The following is a 15,696-nucleotide window of genomic DNA, read 5'->3' on the forward strand; positions in this document are numbered from 1 at the left end:
AGAATGTCCTGACTTAATTAAGCTTCATAATGTTTTATTGTTTTTGTGAATTCAGAAAGCACATCCATCTTTTCAAGTGCCTGACCACCATAAATGATGTCATGTGCTAATGCCACACCTTGTTTATAACTCGAAGTTAAACCTGAGACATAAATACCAGCACCAGCATTTAATGCAATCATACTGGCCGCTTTTTCACCTTTCGGTGATTTTTTCTTACCTAGTGCATCTTTGATCAGTGCCAAACTTTCAGCAGAGCTATCAACAGATAAATGCGTCAATGTTTGAGACTCAATCTCTACATCCTCAGGGAGGATTTCCCATTCAGTAATTTCACCATTTTTTAACTCAGCAACATAGGTGGATGAAGCAAGACTGATTTCATCTAGCCCATCTTTAGAGTGAACAACCATGACGTGCTCAGCACCAAGTTGCTTAAGAACTTCAGCAATAGGTCGACATAATTCTGTTGAGAACACGCCAATTACAAAGCGCTTTACACCAGCCGGATTCGTAAGCGGGCCAAGTAAGTTGAAAATGCTTCTGAAGCCCAATTCTTTACGAGGACCTGCTGCATACTTCATTGCTTTATGATGGTTTGGAGCAAAGAGAAAACCCACACCCAAATCGCGGATACAGCGTTCAGTCTGTGCCATATTTAGGTCGAGATTAATACCAGCTTGTTCTAATAGATCTGACGAGCCTGATTTTGATGACACACCTCGGCCACCGTGTTTGGCAATCGTTGCACCTGCAGCTGCAATTACAAAACTTGATGCAGTTGATACATTAAACAGGTTTTGTCCATCACCACCCGTGCCAACAATATCGACTAAGTATGGAAGATCACTGACATCAATCTTGATCGCATATTCACGCATCACGCGTGCAGCAGCAGTAATTTCGTCAATACTTTCGCCTTTTAAACGTAAACCCATCATTAATGCACCGATTTGTGCATCAGTCGCTTCACCATCCATAATGGTGCGCATAACAGCTTCCATTTGAGGCTGTGTTAATTCAATATTTTTCGTAATGTTGTTTAATGCTTGTTGAATATTCATGTCTTGCTCTTACGCATAAATTTCTAAGAAGTTTTGGAAAATTTTGTGGCCATGTTGGCTGAGTATCGATTCTGGATGGAACTGAACACCTTCAACGGGAAGGGTTTTATGTTTCACACCCATAATTTCTTCCATAGAACCATCTTCTTCATTGGTCCAACACGTCACCTCTAAACATTCAGGTAAAGTCGCTTGATCAATGACTAAAGAGTGATAGCGAGTCGCTGAGAATGGAGAGGGTAGATTGCTAAAGATCCCTTGATCAGAGTGGTACATGTCAGATAAACGCCCGTGCATTACTTTTTTTGCACGAACAATATCTCCACCAAATGCTTGCCCGATACTTTGGTGACCTAAGCACACCCCAAGCAGTGGAATCTTGCCTGAAAAGTGTTGAATCGCTGGGATTGAAATACCTGCCTCAGAGGGAGAGCAGGGACCAGGTCCAATGACGAGATATTTTGGTTGCCATCGCTCAATATCCTCCAAAGTCACGGCATCATTACGGACCACTTTTACTTCCTGATTTAACTCGCCAAAATATTGGACGATGTTGTAGGTAAAAGAGTCATAGTTGTCGATCATCAGAAGCATTTTAAGCTTAACCTCTTGAAATTTATAATTTAACTTAATTTAGCTTTGTTATTCACATTGATAAGATGCATCACAGGGTGTTGACTGCATCCTTGTCTAGTAACTCAAAGCGATTAAGTGGCAGTTATCATAGCAGATTCTTTTATCAGCGCAGGTTAAATTTTGGGGTTCAAAACATCAGCAATATTGATCACTTAAATCAAATTAATGTGTGAATGAATGGTTCTAGGTGAATAGCGCTAATAAATGAAATATTGATCTGAATCTAAAAGCTCATACGTGTTATTCATAAGTTTTTTTAATCATTGTGTTTGATGAGTGAGATTTGTGTTAAAAACAAACAAACAAAATGCACTCAGTAAATTTATAATTTATAAGATTTAGTCTCGCGGTCGTTCACTTTTACATCATTTATCTAAGATATTTAATTTTACTGAACTAATATGATGCACAAAATTTAGATTTATCATGGCTCGATGTGTATTAATAAAGTTATGATTGAGTTGGATTATTTGTCTTCCAAATAAAAATAAAATATTAAAATTTTTTATTTAATGATATATAAAACAATGTGTTAAACGCATGTGTCTGAAAATTTGATCCATTTTTCTAATTTATAAAAATTTATAAAATATATCGTTTGGTAAATTAGGTAATTAAATCCCTGAATAAACTTGACTTTAAGTTTAATAATTAAACGATCATGCTCTGAGATGCACCATTTTGATACAGGTTGTAAATAAATATTTTTTATTGCGATGAACTGTGCCTGAATATGGTGCATTTAGTTTTAAGCACAGTATAATAGTCGCAAAGCAAAGTGAATAAAGCTGTTAATCTGATAAGGATTTCAAGATTTTAGCTTTGCTTTTAAAAGTTGGTACGGTAATTGCTTTAAAACTACCAACTACTAACACGCACTAAATGTGCAACAAAAAATCATCGGAGCAAAATGAGCATGGCGAACAAGGTCCTACAACTCATCCAAGAAAGTGGCGCAAAATGGGTAGACTTCCGTTTTACGGACACTAAGGGTAAAGAACAACATGTTACTTACCCAGCAGATACTATCGATGAAGATACTTTTGAAGATGGTAAAATGTTCGACGGTTCTTCAATTGCTGGTTGGAAAGGTATCGAAGCGTCTGACATGATCTTACGTCCAGATGCTGAAACAGGTTTTATCGACCCGTTTTTTGCAGAGCCAACTGTAGTGGTGACTTGTGATGTTATTGAGCCATCTACTGGTCAAGGTTATGACCGTGACCCACGTTCAATTGCTCGCCGTGCAGAAGAATATTTAAAATCTACTGGTATTGGTGATACTGCTTTCTTTGGTCCAGAACCAGAATTCTTCGTATTTGACGAAGTTAAATGGGACATCGATATGTCTGGTGCTCGCCATACATTAATCGCTGAAGAAGCTGCTTGGTCTACAGGTAATTCTTACGAATCAGGTAACTCAGGCCACCGTCCACGCGTTAAAGGTGGTTACTTCCCAGTGCCTCCAGTTGATTCTCACCACGATATGCGTGCAGAAATGTGTGCGAAAATTGAAGACATCATGGGGCCAGGTCGTGTAGAAGTACATCACCATGAAGTTGCATCTTGCCAATTAGAAATTGGTGTGAGCTTCAACACAATGGTTCGTAAAGCTGATGAAGTACAACAGTTTAAATATGCTGTTTGGAACGTTGCTCATCAATATGCTAAAACTGCAACGTTTATGCCTAAACCAATGGTTGGTGATAACGGTTCTGGTATGCACGTTCATATGTCAATTTCTAAAGACGGCAAGAACTTGTTTGCTGGTGATGAATATGCAGGCCTTTCAGAAATGGCATTGTATTTCATTGGCGGTATCATCAAGCACGCACGCTCATTAAATGCGATTACTAACCCTTCTACAAACTCGTATAAGCGTTTAGTGCCACATTATGAAGCGCCAATTATGCTTGCTTACTCAGCGCGTAACCGTTCAGCTTCTATCCGTATTCCATACGTTTCTAGCCCGAAAGGTAAACGTATTGAAGCACGTTTCCCAGATCCAATGATGAACCCGTACTTAGGTTTTGCTGCATTGTTAATGGCGGGTATCGACGGTATTCAAAACAAGATTCATCCAGGTGAAGCTTCAGACAAGAATTTGTATGATCTACCTCCTGAAGAAGAAGCAAAAATTCCTACAGTTGCACACAGCTTGGATATGGCTTTAGAAGCTCTTCAAGCGGATCACGATTACCTTCTTAAAGGTGGCGTATTCACTAAAGAAATGCTTGATGCTTACATTGAGCTTAAAACTGAAGAAGTTCGTCGTCTTAATACGACAACTCACCCAGTTGAATTTGATATGTACTACAGCCTGTAATTCGTTCACGAATTTCGCTGTAAAAAACCCGCGCAATGCGCGGGTTTTTTTGTGTTTTGAGTTAAAATAAATGTAGTCAAATATGAGAAATATTTCATGGCAAAGCCACGTAAAAAGCACACGGGATTTTTTCCTTGGAATGATCCAAGTGACCACGAAAAAGGATTTAAGCTCAATTTTTCTGAAGTGACCTATTTGGAAGTTGGCAGAACCATGGAAGGCTATAAACAGGCACAATTTCTTGAACTGAGAAATCCTGATTTGGCTTTACAATTTGATTATCCAAATGAATTTTATATCAGTGCCGAAGGTTTTATTTTAGTAAAAACAGCGCAAGGTAAATTTGAAGTGATTGCAAAATCAGACAGTGCTTGAATGTGTGTGTCTGCGCCTAAAAAATAAGATTTATTCCTTGTGATCATCCAAGTCATATTTGAGTAAGTTTTCACGCTCATAAGGTGCATCCTCAGCAGGATATCTTAAATTTTCAATATTTTGGCTCTTGGCGATAGACCATATAATACTCTCTCCAGCGGGGATATTAGAGCTGAAATTCTTATATAGTGGATTAGTATAAGCATCTGTTGCATTGATTATTTTCCAACCTTTGCTTTCTAAGGCTAGAATGATCTCGCCTAGAAACTGTCCATTAATCGCATTCATATGGAGTAACAATACATGTTGAGGAGAGTGTTGAAGGGTTTGCAATGCGAGTGAGTCATAATATTCAGCTCGATCAAGAAGATGATCAATATAAGCACGCTTCAATCTTTTAATGTGTGACGTTTTTCCTGCTTTTAGATACGCTAGATATTTTTGATTATAAAACCAGTCACTTGCATCAATACTGACACCACCATGCTGGTAATGATTTTGTTTTAACCAGTGTTGGACTTGATCTCTTTTCGCAATATTATTGCCTTCTTTGAGATAGGGATATCTAAAAATTTTCCTATAGTTTTTTAAATCATGAAAAACCAATTCATTAATTTTAATGCTCTTGATGTAGTCTTTCGCCAAAATTTCAGGTTTATTTAAATTTTCGTGAAAAGCACTGTGATTGCCAACAATGTGTCCGTGTTTATCCCATTGACGTATTAAGTCTTTACCCGCATTGTCACCGATTTTGATGTAACTTGGGAAAATGATCGATTGAATATTTTTGGATTTTAAATGCGCTAGTATTTGTTGATTAATGTGTGGAGCAGTAGGATCGATAGTTGGATTTAATCCATCATCAAAACTCAGTGCTAATTGACGAGCATGAGCTTGGGAAAGAAATAACAGTGATATAAATAAGTACAAGCTAAATTTAAGCATGTTTAATGAAGTTGTTTACGAATGAATGTTTATAGCATTTTTTGGGGGAGTGCAGTATGAAATGTGTGAGTGTGATGCCTTAAACTAAACCATAGGTTTGGTGCATTCGTTCTAAAGCTTGGGTACACTTGAGAGTATAAAATAATGGTAGTCTGAAATATGCTTGAAAGCCGTCAATTTAATCATCAGGAAAAATTAATGTGTCCTGAGTTAAAAAAATGGTTGTACGCCTCAGGCTCACTTACCCAACAACTGACAGATTTAGCTGATGGAATATTTAAAGTCCAACGAATCCAAGAGCGATTTCAACGTTTAAATTTTCATGATGCCAGCTGGATGGGTGTATCTCATCAGCATACTTCTTGGGTTAGAGAGACTCATTTATTTGGTTCTGAGTGTGAACCGTGGGTAAAAGCGAAATCTATTTTCCCAATTACTAGTCTTCAAAAAAAAGCACGTCTCTTTCAACATATTGGAAATCAGCCTATAGGTCGATTCCTCTTCCAACGCACAGAACCGCAATGCCAACGTCGCGTGATCCTACTTGAGGATGGATGGACCAGACAGAGCTGTTATACTTGGCATGGCTGTAAATTTATTGTCCAAGAAACATTTTTACCAGCATTTGAACGTTTTATAAAAACTCATTGAGCTAGACTTTATGGCAACCGCACAAGCAATCACCTGGCGCGAGCGTTTAAGCGCTTATTACTATTTATGTCGTTTCGATAAGCCAATTGGTACTGAGTTAGTCCTGTGGCCCACCTTATGGGCGCTGTGGATTGCAGCTGGTGGAATACCTGATTTAGTGACACTGCTTGCCATCGTATGTGGCACTATATTTATGCGTGCAGCGGGTTGTGCCATTAATGATTTTGCTGATCGTAAAGTGGATGCACACGTAGAAAGAACCAAAAATCGTCCATTAGCCACAGGTGTGATTTCTGCAAAAGAAGCAGTTTGGGTGTTTATCGCACTGGTTGCTGCAAGTGCTTGTACATTGTTCTTCCTGCCTATTGAAACTTTTTATTGTGCCTTAATTGGGCTGGTACTTGCTTTCATCTATCCATTTATGAAGCGCTATACACATTTACCTCAAGTGGTACTGGGGATGGCATTCTCATGGGGTATACCGATGTCATTTACTGCAATGGGTAAGCCTTTGGATTGGACATGTTGGCTACTTTATTTCGGTAATTTGGCTTGGACTGTAGCTTATGATACTCAATATGCGATTACGGATCGCGAATATGATTTAAAGATTGGGGTTAAGTCGACGGCCATTTTGTTTGGAAAAAATGATATTAAAATTATCAGTTTATTGCAGGCGATGAGTGTCATTTTAATTGGTGCTGCACTATGGCTTGAACAGATACTTGTCCCTTTTGGATTAATCGCATTAGTGCTCGTGGTAGGTGATTTCATCTATCAATGGACCAAAACACGTGATAAAGATCCGCAATGGTGCTTCTGGGCATTTAGACATAACCGATGGGTAGGGGTGATGATCTTTATGGGGATTTTTATTGCATTAATTTAATCTTAACATTAAATAAAAATAAACTAATTAAGCATCCTAGTCGGATGCTTTTTTTTATGTTTAATTAAAAGTACTCATGGAGAGTGATAATAATGAATGGAAAGAATTATGAAGAGTACAATTAAAAAAACGGTTATCGCAATGTGCTGTACGGCAGCATTACTCTTAACAGCTTGTAATAGTGATGATGATAAAAATATTTTTCAAGAAAAAGTGTTTGTTGCTGAGAAAGCTTATCAAAAAGATAGTCTAGAGCAAGCTTCCAAAATCCAAATTATGACTTATTTAATGCCGAATGTTCTGGGTCAGAAAACTAAGGCTACAGCAATGGTCATGTTTCCTAAGACTGCTCAGCCAGCAGCAGGATGGCCAGTGGTGGTATGGGCACATGGAACAACTGGTGTTGGAGACGAATGTGCACCAAGCAATAATGTACTCAATTCGAATTTTGAAATTTTAGCGAACAATCTTCTTAAAGAAGGTTATGTCATTGTAGCCCCTGATTATGAAGGTTTGGGGGTTAAAGGGATTCATCCTTATCTTCATCTATCTAGTGCTGCACAATCTGCGATTCATGCAATAAAGTCAGTTCACCAAGCATATCCATCACGATTAAATAAATCTTGGATGTCTGTCGGCCAATCCCAAGGTGGTCATGCATCATTAGGAATTGCACAATATGCCAATAATGATCCGTATTACAAAGGGGCTGTAGCGACTGCTCCAGCATCCAGTTTGGGTTACATTATTACCCAAGTCGCACCAAATGCCATTTCAGCGATAGAAAGTCAAAATAGAGATTTGGCAATCGCTATTTATTCAGAGCTATTAGCTTATGCTGCTTATACAGGCGTAGGGATTAAAGCATATGAACCTAGATTTTCATTAGCAACGATATTCCAATCTAGGTCTCAAGCTGTGGCAGAGAAAGCTGAGGGGGCGACTGGTGAAAATGGCATATGCTTGATGCCATTAATTGATGAGTTTAGAACAGATATTAAGACTTATTTGGAATCAAATTCAACACAAAAAGTAATGGACTATCCTGGGTTAAAGGTTGGTTTTGAAAATGATCCAGTGGTGAGTAGTTTTTTAAGTAATAATCAGCCTGGAACTCAAAAACTCATGAAACCGGTTTATGTGGTTCAAGGTGAAAATGACACCGCTGTCCCATATCAAGTAACACAACAATTAGTAAATCAGTTAAATGGATTGGGGACTCAACCTCCAATTGTATTAGATATTGTGGCAGGAGCATCGCATACACAAGCGATTGTTGAGAAAAATGATGAGGTTGTTGATTTTATTAAATCGTATTTACCGGTGCGTTAAACGTGACTAGGTCAGCTAGGGTGTTGCATCTTAGTTGACATTTAAAGCTAAAGTTTTTTCTATGACTTTATTCTGTTATATTGCCTCGGACTCAATGACTCAGGTTTTGTCGATGACTTCATCAAAAAAGAAATTCACCACTAAATTTATTTTATTGGCAAGTCTAGGCCCCCTTATCCCGTTGCTTATCATTGCGATTGCTTTTTTTGCAGTAAAGAGTGATGCAAAAAACAAAGCAGAGTACGATCGTTTACGTGCAGAACAAGCCGCGCGAATTGAAGCTAGAGAAAAACAAGAGCAACTTGAGCAGAATGCTTCGTCTGTAGCGGAGCCTTTGAACTAATTATTTTTTAGCAAGAATGTCTTTTCTGAGACTTTGAATACTTGGGATACCGTTATAGCGAAATACTCGATATCCTGCTTCATAAAACATTTGATCGCGTTCAGCATCTTCTTGTTCCTTACCAAGATGACTGGGATCATCGAGCTCGATAATGGCGATAACTTTAAGCTGATCATCCAGTAAGACAAAGTCAGTCACTTTTCGATTAAATTTAGCTCGAATCTTTAGACTGGGGTTTGTGATTAAAGCGCTAAAAGCGACTTGAGCAAGCACATGGTATTGCGGAAAACTCTCTTTTAATCTAAAAAACATTTTACTTTCAAATGCGGTAATAATGCGTTTGGGGTAAAAGCGTTGTGGCTTTTTAAATAATTGTTGAAAGATAATGGTGAGCAGGGCAAGGGTTGCAATAACACCAATAATTAAGAAAGTAATTTGACTGGATTGAAACACAGGAATTCGTAAATAAAAGCACATATAAGAAAAAACCCACTCGATTGAGTGGGTTTTTAGAATCTTGGCTCTCCAACCTGGGCTCGAACCAGGGACCTGCGGATTAACAGTCCGTCGCTCTACCGACTGAGCTATTGGAGAATCTGGTACGCATTCTATGAGTCAAATGAAGAGAGGTCAAGCCTTAACATTGAAAAATATTAGAAATATGAATCAACTGATTTAAATTTAATCTAAGTGAAACGATCTATAGCTTTTTTAATAAATGGACATACTCTGCTTTGCTTTTCAGTGGATTCGCTTTACGGCATAAACTCATAAGTTCCATCATGGTTTGTTGTGATGATTCCACATTTACCTCGTTTTGAATTTTTTTAATCAGGAGTGTGTGTTCAGAGGATAATTCTGAAGTGCAGTGATACAGACGTTCATACATAAGTGCAGGGGCTACTTTATTATGTTCAGATTGCTGAGTGCATTGAAATATAAAGATGAGACTGCCAACAAGTAGAGACCAGAAAATCAGTGATTTAAGCCAAGGTGTATTCATTTTAGACTTTTTTATAAAATTAGAATAATTCTATAATAAATCAAAAAATTTAGGCATAAAAAAACCCAAGTCATTATGCTTGGGTTTTTAGAAACTTGGCTCTCCCACCTGGGCTCGAACCAGGGACCTGCGGATTAACAGTCCGTCGCTCTACCGACTGAGCTATGGGAGATTAGATTGGCTCTCCAACCTGGGCTCGAACCAGGGACCTGCGGATTAACAGTCCGTCGCTCTACCGACTGAGCTATTGGAGAATCTGATGCGCATTTTAGGGTTGAAATTACTAGTCGTCAACCAATTATTGTAAAGAAATGAATAGTTTGATTTATTAATACTCAAATTGATGTAAATAACAAAAAAACCATCCTAAAAGGATGGTTTTTTTAAACCTAATAAGACGGTTAAATCTTATTTTTCTACGCCAGCTTCTTGACCAGCATATTTTGCGTTAGCGTAATCCCAGTTCACTAAGCTTTCTAAGAAAGTAGAAATATACTTAGGACGAGCGTTACGGAAGTCGATGTAGTAAGCATGTTCCCAAACATCGATCGTTAGTACAGCTACTTTACCATGAGCAAGTGGAGTATCAGCATTTGAAGTTTTCATGATAGAAAGTTTACCATTTACTTCATCAGCAACTAACCAAGCCCAACCTGAACCGAATTGAGTTGTAGCAGCAGCAGCAAATTCTTCAGCAAATTTTTCGTAAGAACCGAAAGCTTCGTCGATTTTAGCAGCTAAAGCACCAGTCGCTTTACCGCCACCGTTTTTAGCCATACAGTTCCAGTAGAATGTGTGGTTCCAAACTTGTGCTGCGTTGTTGAAGATACCCGCTTTAGAAGCATCACCAGCAGAAGCTTTGATAATTTCTTCAAGCGTTTTACCTTCAAGATCAGTACCTGCAATAAGGTTGTTTAAATTAACAACGTAAGTATTGTGGTGTTTGTCGTGGTGGTATTCTAAAGTTTCTTTGCTGATGTGTGGAGCAAGATCTTCGTAACCGTACGGAAGAGCTGGTAAAGTAATCGTTGTCATGTTTTAAGTTCCTTGCATTGTGCTGGGTTTTACATCGAAGTGCACTTATTGTAATAGATTCTCACCATATTTTGCGCATTACTTATAAATAAGAATACAGAATAAAGCGTGAATTAATACGTATAAGCTCACTCCAATTTAAAACGCGTGGTTAAATCAAATTAAATAGGATTATTGAGTTCAACGTAATGATATTCAAGACCAAATTGTTCACAAATTGCTTGACCTAGTCGTTGAACACCATAACGTTCAGTCGCATGATGTCCACATGCGTAATAATGCACATCTAATTCTAAAGCTTGATAAAAGGTACGCTCACTAACTTCACCTGAAATATAAGCATCGCAATTTTGTTCGGCAGCTTTAGTGATAAAGTCTTGAGCACCGCCAGTACAAAATCCAACTTTTTGAATACTTGGTTTATCAGCCATCAAATGTATCGCATCATAATTAAGTTGTTGTGACACAAAAGCTTTGAACTCATCTGGGGTCATTGCATTTTTTAAATAGCCGATATTTCCAATGGGATGACGTTCACTCGGATCAAGTGCTTCAATTTGATCAAGATGAAGTAAATCTGCTATCGCAGCATTATTTCCCAAGCTAGGGTGGCTATCGAGAGGTAAATGATAAGCTAATAGTGAAATATCATGTTGAATGAGTGATTTAATTCGCTTGCCACGCATTCCTGTAATCGGAGATGGCTCACCTTTCCAAAAATAGCCATGGTGAACCAATAAAACATCAGCTTGCAGCTCGATTGCAGCATCAATGGCTGATTGAGAAGCCGATACAGCACAAACAATTCGCTTTACTTCTGTTTTACCTTCGATTTGCAGACCATTGGGAGCGTAATCTTTAAATTCATTGGCCTTTAGGGTCTGATCACACCATTGGATAATGTCGTTTAGCTTTGCCATAATGTTCTTAAGTCTGTGAAAATATAAAGATCAAAGCATATTTTTAATCTTAACTAAAGCCGAACAAAACTATTTTCACAATTTTAGGTATATAAATTTTTTTTGATTACAATATGCAGTCATAAAATACTTTTGTCATCAATAAATTAAAATTCTCAGAGGATATTAAAGTGCGCCGGTCCTTTACATGGTTACCATGGGTGTTACTCATCATTGTCATTATTAGTTTTGTCACATGGCAAAAACTAAATCAACCAAAGCCTCAAATAGCAGCTGATGGATATAAAATGCCAGCTGAAAAAGTAGAACCTTTGGTGGATACGACACGTTCTGGGGGAGTAGTGTCATACAATGCTGCGGTAAAGGTCGCAGCACCTGCAGTCGTTAATATTTTTACAACACAAACTGTAAAAAAAGTGGATCATCCGATTTTAAATGATCCTGTTTTTAGAGAATTTTTTGGTGGTCAATTACCTGAACGTTTTGGACAAGAACCAAATGAAAATAGTTTGGGTTCGGGGGTGATTGTTCGGCCTGATGGTTATATTCTGACTAATAATCATGTGATTGCACAGGCTGACCAGATTGTTGTGGCTTTGTATGATGGTCGTCGAGCAGAAGCCAAAGTAATTGGAACAGATCCTGATACGGATTTAGCAGTCATTAAAATCGAAATGGACAAACTGCCAGTGCTTCCTTTCAAACTGAGTGGAAATGAAGTTGGAGATGTTGTACTCGCAATTGGTAATCCATTTGGCGTGGGACAAACAGTTACGCAAGGGATCATATCTGCGACAGAACGTTCGGGATTGGGTATAAATTTCTATGAAGATTTTATTCAAACCGATGCTGCTATTAATCCAGGTAATTCTGGGGGAGCACTCATTGATGTTGCAGGTAATTTGATTGGGATTAATACTGCAATTTTCTCGCAATCGGGTGGTTCTTTAGGAATTGGTTTTGCTATTCCTGCTAAAGTCTGCCAGCAAGTTCTGAATTCAATATTAAAAGAAGGCAGAGTAATTCGAGGGTGGCTAGGTATTGGTTTGGCGAATCCGACGCAACCCGATGTATTACAACCTCGTGAGAAGGGTGTAATTGTGAGCAGCGTCTATGAGTCTGGTCCTGCAGATAAAGCTAAGATTAAAGTCGGTGATCGGATCATGAAAGTAAATGATCAGGAGATCAACAATCCATCACAATTGATTAATTATGTTGCAATGCAATCACCGAATACCTCTGCAAAAATTGAGATTTTACGTGAAGGTAAGAGCATCAATACTGAAGTGGTTATTGGTGAACGACCAGCTGAAACCAGCGATCGTAATAGCCAGTATATTCCATTACCTCGTCGTTAAATTAACAAGCCCCAGTAATATGGGGCTTTTTTATAATTCTTAGATTCTATATTGTTTCATACCTTTGAATGAATCTGAATAAATCTGCTATTTAATAATTAAATACGGTCATGCATTCCTAAGTGACGGTGAGATAGAGTTTTAACACATGCAAAATTGAATTCACTCAACAATGATTAAACAGTGTACGAAACAAAAAAAGCCAGTGGTTCACTGGCTTTTTTTGAGAATAAAATTAGCTTTCCTGTTGAATACCCGCAACCAACCAATCTTGACTAGAACCTGCTGGTTTAACGAAATGCCAAACTTCAGCAAACGGTTGTGGAAGGCTATTTAAGTCTTCACTTACCGTACCCGTGAAACGAACGCTGACAACGTATTGACCATTTTCAGTCGCAGAATCAACAACCATAGCATTCAGATTTGAAAACTCAGCTACGTCTTGATCTTGGTTACCCATAATATCGTTATACATCGATTGATAAAGATCAGGCGTCAAATAACGTTGAATCTCAGCAATATTACTTGCCGTATTCATTGATTGAATATGGTTGAAGCGTTGGCGTGCAATGCGTAAGAAAGCAGCTGGTTCAGTTCCGTCAGGTAGCTGACTTCCACTAGACATTGTTGCTGCACCAAAAGGAGCTTGTGGTGCTTGACCAAATGGCGCTTGAGATGCAGCTGTGCCACCGCCCACAGATTGACCAAAAATATTGGTATTGTCATTAGACACTGAAGGGCGAGGTGCAGCAGTTTGACCAAACGGTGCAGATTGTGGACCTGAACTGTTTGGTGCATAAGGGTTGTTAGCCGCTAATTTTTTTTTTGCTCCGAATTTACGGAAGATGAAGAACGCAGCAGCAGCAATAATCAACAACCATACCCAACTTGGGATACCACCATCTTCCTCAGGTTGTGCAGCAACTTCTGCTTGACTTGCTGGAACAGTATCATCATCTGCTAAAGCATTTGCTGCGACTGCACCAATTGCAGCACCAGCAACACCAGCAGCGACCATACCACCCACACCAGGACCAGACTTTTGAGGCGCAGTCGCTGGAGCAGCAGGTTGTTGGGCAGGAGTAGCTTGACGTGGTTGCTGATATGATTGGGTTGGAGCAGCAGAACGGCTCATACCATGGCTTTTACCACCACCAGCACGTTTTGCTTCTGCAAAAGGCGCTACCATGAGTGTCGCCATTAAAATACCCGCAACTAAACTACGCTGTCGAACTTCCATCTAAAATTCCTATTTTAAAAAGTTAATTTCACACTGTATTTATGCAGTCTTTTGGCTTAAATTTCAACTTAAACCTCAATTTTTTTCAGTATTCATACACAGTGTATAGTTAAATAAATTGATCAGCTGAATTAATGTTCATCCGCTAAGCTCATCGCTTCAGTTAAAGCTTCATGTAGACGGGCAACGGCGATAATGCGAACACCAGGAATATCCTTTTGTGGTGCATTCGCTCTAGGGACTATAATATATTTAAACCCGTGCTTAATTGCTTCCTTCAACCGTTCCTGCCCGTTAGGTACGGGACGAATCTCTCCCGATAATCCCACTTCGCCAAATACAGCCAATTGCTGAGGGAGTGCTTTTGCTCTCAAACTTGAAGCACAGGCCAATAAGACGGCGAGATCTGAACCCGTTTCAGTAATTTTTAAGCCACCAACAACATTCACATATACGTCTTGACCAGAAGTTTGAACACCACCATGACGGTGCATGACGGCGAGTAGCATATTCAAACGGTTTTGCTCAAGACCCAATGCAACACGGCGAGGTTGACCATGCGCGTCATCTACTAGGGCTTGCACTTCAACTAAGAGTGGACGTGTGCCTTCTCGACTAATCATGACGATAGAACCAGGAATCGCTTCATCATATCGGCTAAGAAAGATGGCTGAGGGATTGGCAACCTCTCTAAGCCCTTTATCAGTCATCCCAAAAACACCGAGTTCATTGACTGCACCAAAACGATTTTTAACAGCTCGAATCATTCGATAACGTGAATCAGATTGACCTTCAAAATAAAGTACGCAATCTACCATGTGTTCTAAAACACGAGGGCCAGCTAAAGCACCTTCTTTGGTCACATGACCCACAATAAATAAAGCTGTTCCGCTGTTCTTCGCAAAACGTGTCAGAAGGGCTGCAGATTCTCGAATTTGAGAAACGCCGCCTGGCGCAGACTGTAAAGTTTCAGTGTATAAAGTTTGAATCGAGTCTAAGATCGCGACAGCAGGTCGTTCATGCGCTAATACTTCGCAAATACGCTCTACGCACGTCTCAGCCATCACTTTTAATTGATCAGTTGGAAGATCCAAACGATTGGCACGTAATGCAACTTGAGATAAAGATTCCTCACCAGTGACATATAGGGCGGAACTTTTCGCGGCAGCCATATGGGTTGCCGTCTGCAAAAGAATTGTTGATTTACCAATACCAGGGTCACCACCGATCAGTACAACTGAACCAGTAACAAGCCCTCCGCCTAAAACGCGATCAAATTCTCCAATCCCTGTTGCTAAACGTGTTTCGTGAGAAACTGAAACTTGATTCAATGTAGTGATTGATGCTGCTTGACCAGCATAACCGCCTGCAATTTTTGGATTTGCGCGATGCGTAATCGCTGGGGCAATGGTGACTTCAACTAAACTGTTCCATTCTCCGCATTCTGAGCATTGACCTGCCCATTTAGGATGATCTGCGCCACATTGTTCACAGCGATATACACTTTTTGCTTTAGCCATAACTTGATATAGGTTTTGTGATTTTCTATATGCTGAGCATACTGAGTAAAGGTCGCGAA

Annotated in this window: 16 protein-coding genes and 3 tRNA genes; 7 read left to right on the top strand and 12 right to left on the bottom strand. The window is 39.2% G+C overall.

The window, feature by feature from the left end; translation table 11 throughout:
• Positions 1-17 precede the first annotated feature (17 nt).
• Positions 18-1,064 (bottom strand): anthranilate phosphoribosyltransferase, encoded by a 1,047-nt coding sequence (gene trpD, locus AC1M9E_RS03935; protein ID WP_035266991.1) that lies wholly within the window; start codon positions 1,062-1,064, stop codon positions 18-20.
• 9 nt (positions 1,065-1,073) lie between these two features.
• Positions 1,074-1,658: an anthranilate synthase component II gene (locus AC1M9E_RS03940; protein WP_092765952.1), complete on the bottom strand. Its 585-nt coding sequence runs from the start codon at positions 1,656-1,658 to the stop codon at positions 1,074-1,076.
• 952 nt (positions 1,659-2,610) lie between these two features.
• Between AC1M9E_RS03940 and glnA the strand changes: the two genes are divergently transcribed.
• Together glnA and AC1M9E_RS03950 are read left to right on the top strand one after the other, a co-directional pair.
• The gene (gene glnA, locus AC1M9E_RS03945) at positions 2,611-4,026 is read left to right on the top strand and encodes a type I glutamate--ammonia ligase (RefSeq protein ID WP_171076768.1); all 1,416 of its coding nucleotides are present in this window, start codon (positions 2,611-2,613) and stop codon (positions 4,024-4,026) included.
• Positions 4,027-4,122: 96 nt separating this feature from the next.
• Entirely contained in the window at positions 4,123-4,401 is a 279-nt protein-coding gene (locus AC1M9E_RS03950) for a hypothetical protein (protein ID WP_180028688.1), read from the top strand.
• A 30-nt stretch (positions 4,402-4,431) separates the two neighbouring features.
• Here AC1M9E_RS03950 and AC1M9E_RS03955 read toward each other — a convergent pair whose 3' ends face one another.
• A complete protein-coding gene (locus AC1M9E_RS03955) occupies positions 4,432-5,346 on the bottom strand; it encodes a polysaccharide deacetylase family protein (RefSeq protein WP_488225047.1) in 915 nt (304 codons plus the stop codon).
• A gap of 159 nt (positions 5,347-5,505) precedes the next feature.
• Between AC1M9E_RS03955 and AC1M9E_RS03960 the strand changes: the two genes are divergently transcribed.
• From AC1M9E_RS03960 to AC1M9E_RS03975, 4 genes are all read left to right on the top strand, one after another.
• The gene (locus tag AC1M9E_RS03960; protein WP_488225048.1) at positions 5,506-5,997 is read left to right on the top strand and encodes a chorismate--pyruvate lyase family protein; all 492 of its coding nucleotides are present in this window, start codon (positions 5,506-5,508) and stop codon (positions 5,995-5,997) included.
• 10 nt (positions 5,998-6,007) lie between these two features.
• Positions 6,008-6,886 (top strand): 4-hydroxybenzoate octaprenyltransferase, encoded by an 879-nt coding sequence (gene ubiA / locus AC1M9E_RS03965; protein WP_488225049.1) that lies wholly within the window; start codon positions 6,008-6,010, stop codon positions 6,884-6,886.
• Positions 6,887-6,994: 108 nt separating this feature from the next.
• Positions 6,995-8,218: an alpha/beta hydrolase family protein gene (locus AC1M9E_RS03970; RefSeq protein WP_481607112.1), complete on the top strand. Its 1,224-nt coding sequence runs from the start codon at positions 6,995-6,997 to the stop codon at positions 8,216-8,218.
• Between the two features lie 112 nt (positions 8,219-8,330).
• The gene (locus AC1M9E_RS03975) at positions 8,331-8,561 is read left to right on the top strand and encodes a hypothetical protein (protein ID WP_051586562.1); all 231 of its coding nucleotides are present in this window, start codon (positions 8,331-8,333) and stop codon (positions 8,559-8,561) included.
• On the opposite strand, the gene AC1M9E_RS03980 is transcribed toward AC1M9E_RS03975, so the two are convergent.
• The 7 genes from AC1M9E_RS03980 to AC1M9E_RS04010 form a co-directional block, all read right to left on the bottom strand.
• On the bottom strand, positions 8,562-9,014 hold the full coding sequence (locus AC1M9E_RS03980; RefSeq protein WP_481607111.1) for a DUF2726 domain-containing protein: 453 nt from the start codon (positions 9,012-9,014) through the stop codon (positions 8,562-8,564).
• 65 nt (positions 9,015-9,079) lie between these two features.
• Positions 9,080-9,155: transfer RNA gene (locus AC1M9E_RS03985), tRNA-Asn, on the bottom strand.
• A gap of 106 nt (positions 9,156-9,261) precedes the next feature.
• Positions 9,262-9,564, bottom strand: coding sequence for a hypothetical protein (locus tag AC1M9E_RS03990; protein WP_481607110.1), 303 nt, complete (start codon positions 9,562-9,564; stop codon positions 9,262-9,264).
• A gap of 96 nt (positions 9,565-9,660) precedes the next feature.
• Positions 9,661-9,736: transfer RNA gene (locus AC1M9E_RS03995), tRNA-Asn, on the bottom strand.
• A gap of 6 nt (positions 9,737-9,742) precedes the next feature.
• Positions 9,743-9,818 (bottom strand) — tRNA-Asn (locus AC1M9E_RS04000).
• 154 nt (positions 9,819-9,972) lie between these two features.
• Entirely contained in the window at positions 9,973-10,599 is a 627-nt protein-coding gene (locus AC1M9E_RS04005) for a superoxide dismutase (protein WP_092765960.1), read from the bottom strand.
• A gap of 161 nt (positions 10,600-10,760) precedes the next feature.
• The gene (locus AC1M9E_RS04010) at positions 10,761-11,519 is read right to left on the bottom strand and encodes a Nif3-like dinuclear metal center hexameric protein (protein ID WP_481588532.1); all 759 of its coding nucleotides are present in this window, start codon (positions 11,517-11,519) and stop codon (positions 10,761-10,763) included.
• Positions 11,520-11,689: 170 nt separating this feature from the next.
• On the opposite strand from AC1M9E_RS04010, the gene AC1M9E_RS04015 reads away from it, so the two are divergent.
• On the top strand, positions 11,690-12,877 hold the full coding sequence (locus AC1M9E_RS04015; protein WP_180028696.1) for a trypsin-like peptidase domain-containing protein: 1,188 nt from the start codon (positions 11,690-11,692) through the stop codon (positions 12,875-12,877).
• Positions 12,878-13,112: 235 nt separating this feature from the next.
• On the opposite strand, the gene AC1M9E_RS04020 is transcribed toward AC1M9E_RS04015, so the two are convergent.
• Together AC1M9E_RS04020 and radA are read right to left on the bottom strand one after the other, a co-directional pair.
• Positions 13,113-14,117, bottom strand: a complete 1,005-nt coding sequence (locus AC1M9E_RS04020) for a Tim44 domain-containing protein (protein ID WP_481596768.1) — start codon at positions 14,115-14,117, stop codon at positions 13,113-13,115.
• Positions 14,118-14,248: 131 nt separating this feature from the next.
• Positions 14,249-15,637, bottom strand: a complete 1,389-nt coding sequence (radA, locus tag AC1M9E_RS04025) for a DNA repair protein RadA (protein WP_035267023.1) — start codon at positions 15,635-15,637, stop codon at positions 14,249-14,251.
• Positions 15,638-15,696: the final 59 nt, after the last annotated feature.

The sequence above is a fragment of the Acinetobacter sp. 24-47-47 genome (assembly GCF_057737035.1).

What these genes read in the sequence shown, in the direction of transcription:
- trpD (WP_035266991.1), bottom strand. Translation starts at nt 1,064, where the DNA reads ATGAATATTCAACAAGCATTAAACAACATTACGAAAAATATTGAATTA.
- AC1M9E_RS03940 (WP_092765952.1), bottom strand. Translation starts at nt 1,658, where the DNA reads ATGCTTCTGATGATCGACAACTATGACTCTTTTACCTACAACATCGTC.
- glnA (WP_171076768.1), top strand. Translation starts at nt 2,611, where the DNA reads ATGAGCATGGCGAACAAGGTCCTACAACTCATCCAAGAAAGTGGCGCA.
- AC1M9E_RS03950 (WP_180028688.1), top strand. Translation starts at nt 4,123, where the DNA reads ATGGCAAAGCCACGTAAAAAGCACACGGGATTTTTTCCTTGGAATGAT.
- AC1M9E_RS03955 (WP_488225047.1), bottom strand. Translation starts at nt 5,346, where the DNA reads ATGCTTAAATTTAGCTTGTACTTATTTATATCACTGTTATTTCTTTCC.
- AC1M9E_RS03960 (WP_488225048.1), top strand. Translation starts at nt 5,506, where the DNA reads ATGCTTGAAAGCCGTCAATTTAATCATCAGGAAAAATTAATGTGTCCT.
- ubiA (WP_488225049.1), top strand. Translation starts at nt 6,008, where the DNA reads ATGGCAACCGCACAAGCAATCACCTGGCGCGAGCGTTTAAGCGCTTAT.
- AC1M9E_RS03970 (WP_481607112.1), top strand. Translation starts at nt 6,995, where the DNA reads ATGAAGAGTACAATTAAAAAAACGGTTATCGCAATGTGCTGTACGGCA.
- AC1M9E_RS03975 (WP_051586562.1), top strand. Translation starts at nt 8,331, where the DNA reads ATGACTTCATCAAAAAAGAAATTCACCACTAAATTTATTTTATTGGCA.
- AC1M9E_RS03990 (WP_481607110.1), bottom strand. Translation starts at nt 9,564, where the DNA reads ATGAATACACCTTGGCTTAAATCACTGATTTTCTGGTCTCTACTTGTT.
- AC1M9E_RS04005 (WP_092765960.1), bottom strand. Translation starts at nt 10,599, where the DNA reads ATGACAACGATTACTTTACCAGCTCTTCCGTACGGTTACGAAGATCTT.
- AC1M9E_RS04010 (WP_481588532.1), bottom strand. Translation starts at nt 11,519, where the DNA reads ATGGCAAAGCTAAACGACATTATCCAATGGTGTGATCAGACCCTAAAG.
- AC1M9E_RS04020 (WP_481596768.1), bottom strand. Translation starts at nt 14,117, where the DNA reads ATGGAAGTTCGACAGCGTAGTTTAGTTGCGGGTATTTTAATGGCGACA.
- radA (WP_035267023.1), bottom strand. Translation starts at nt 15,637, where the DNA reads ATGGCTAAAGCAAAAAGTGTATATCGCTGTGAACAATGTGGCGCAGAT.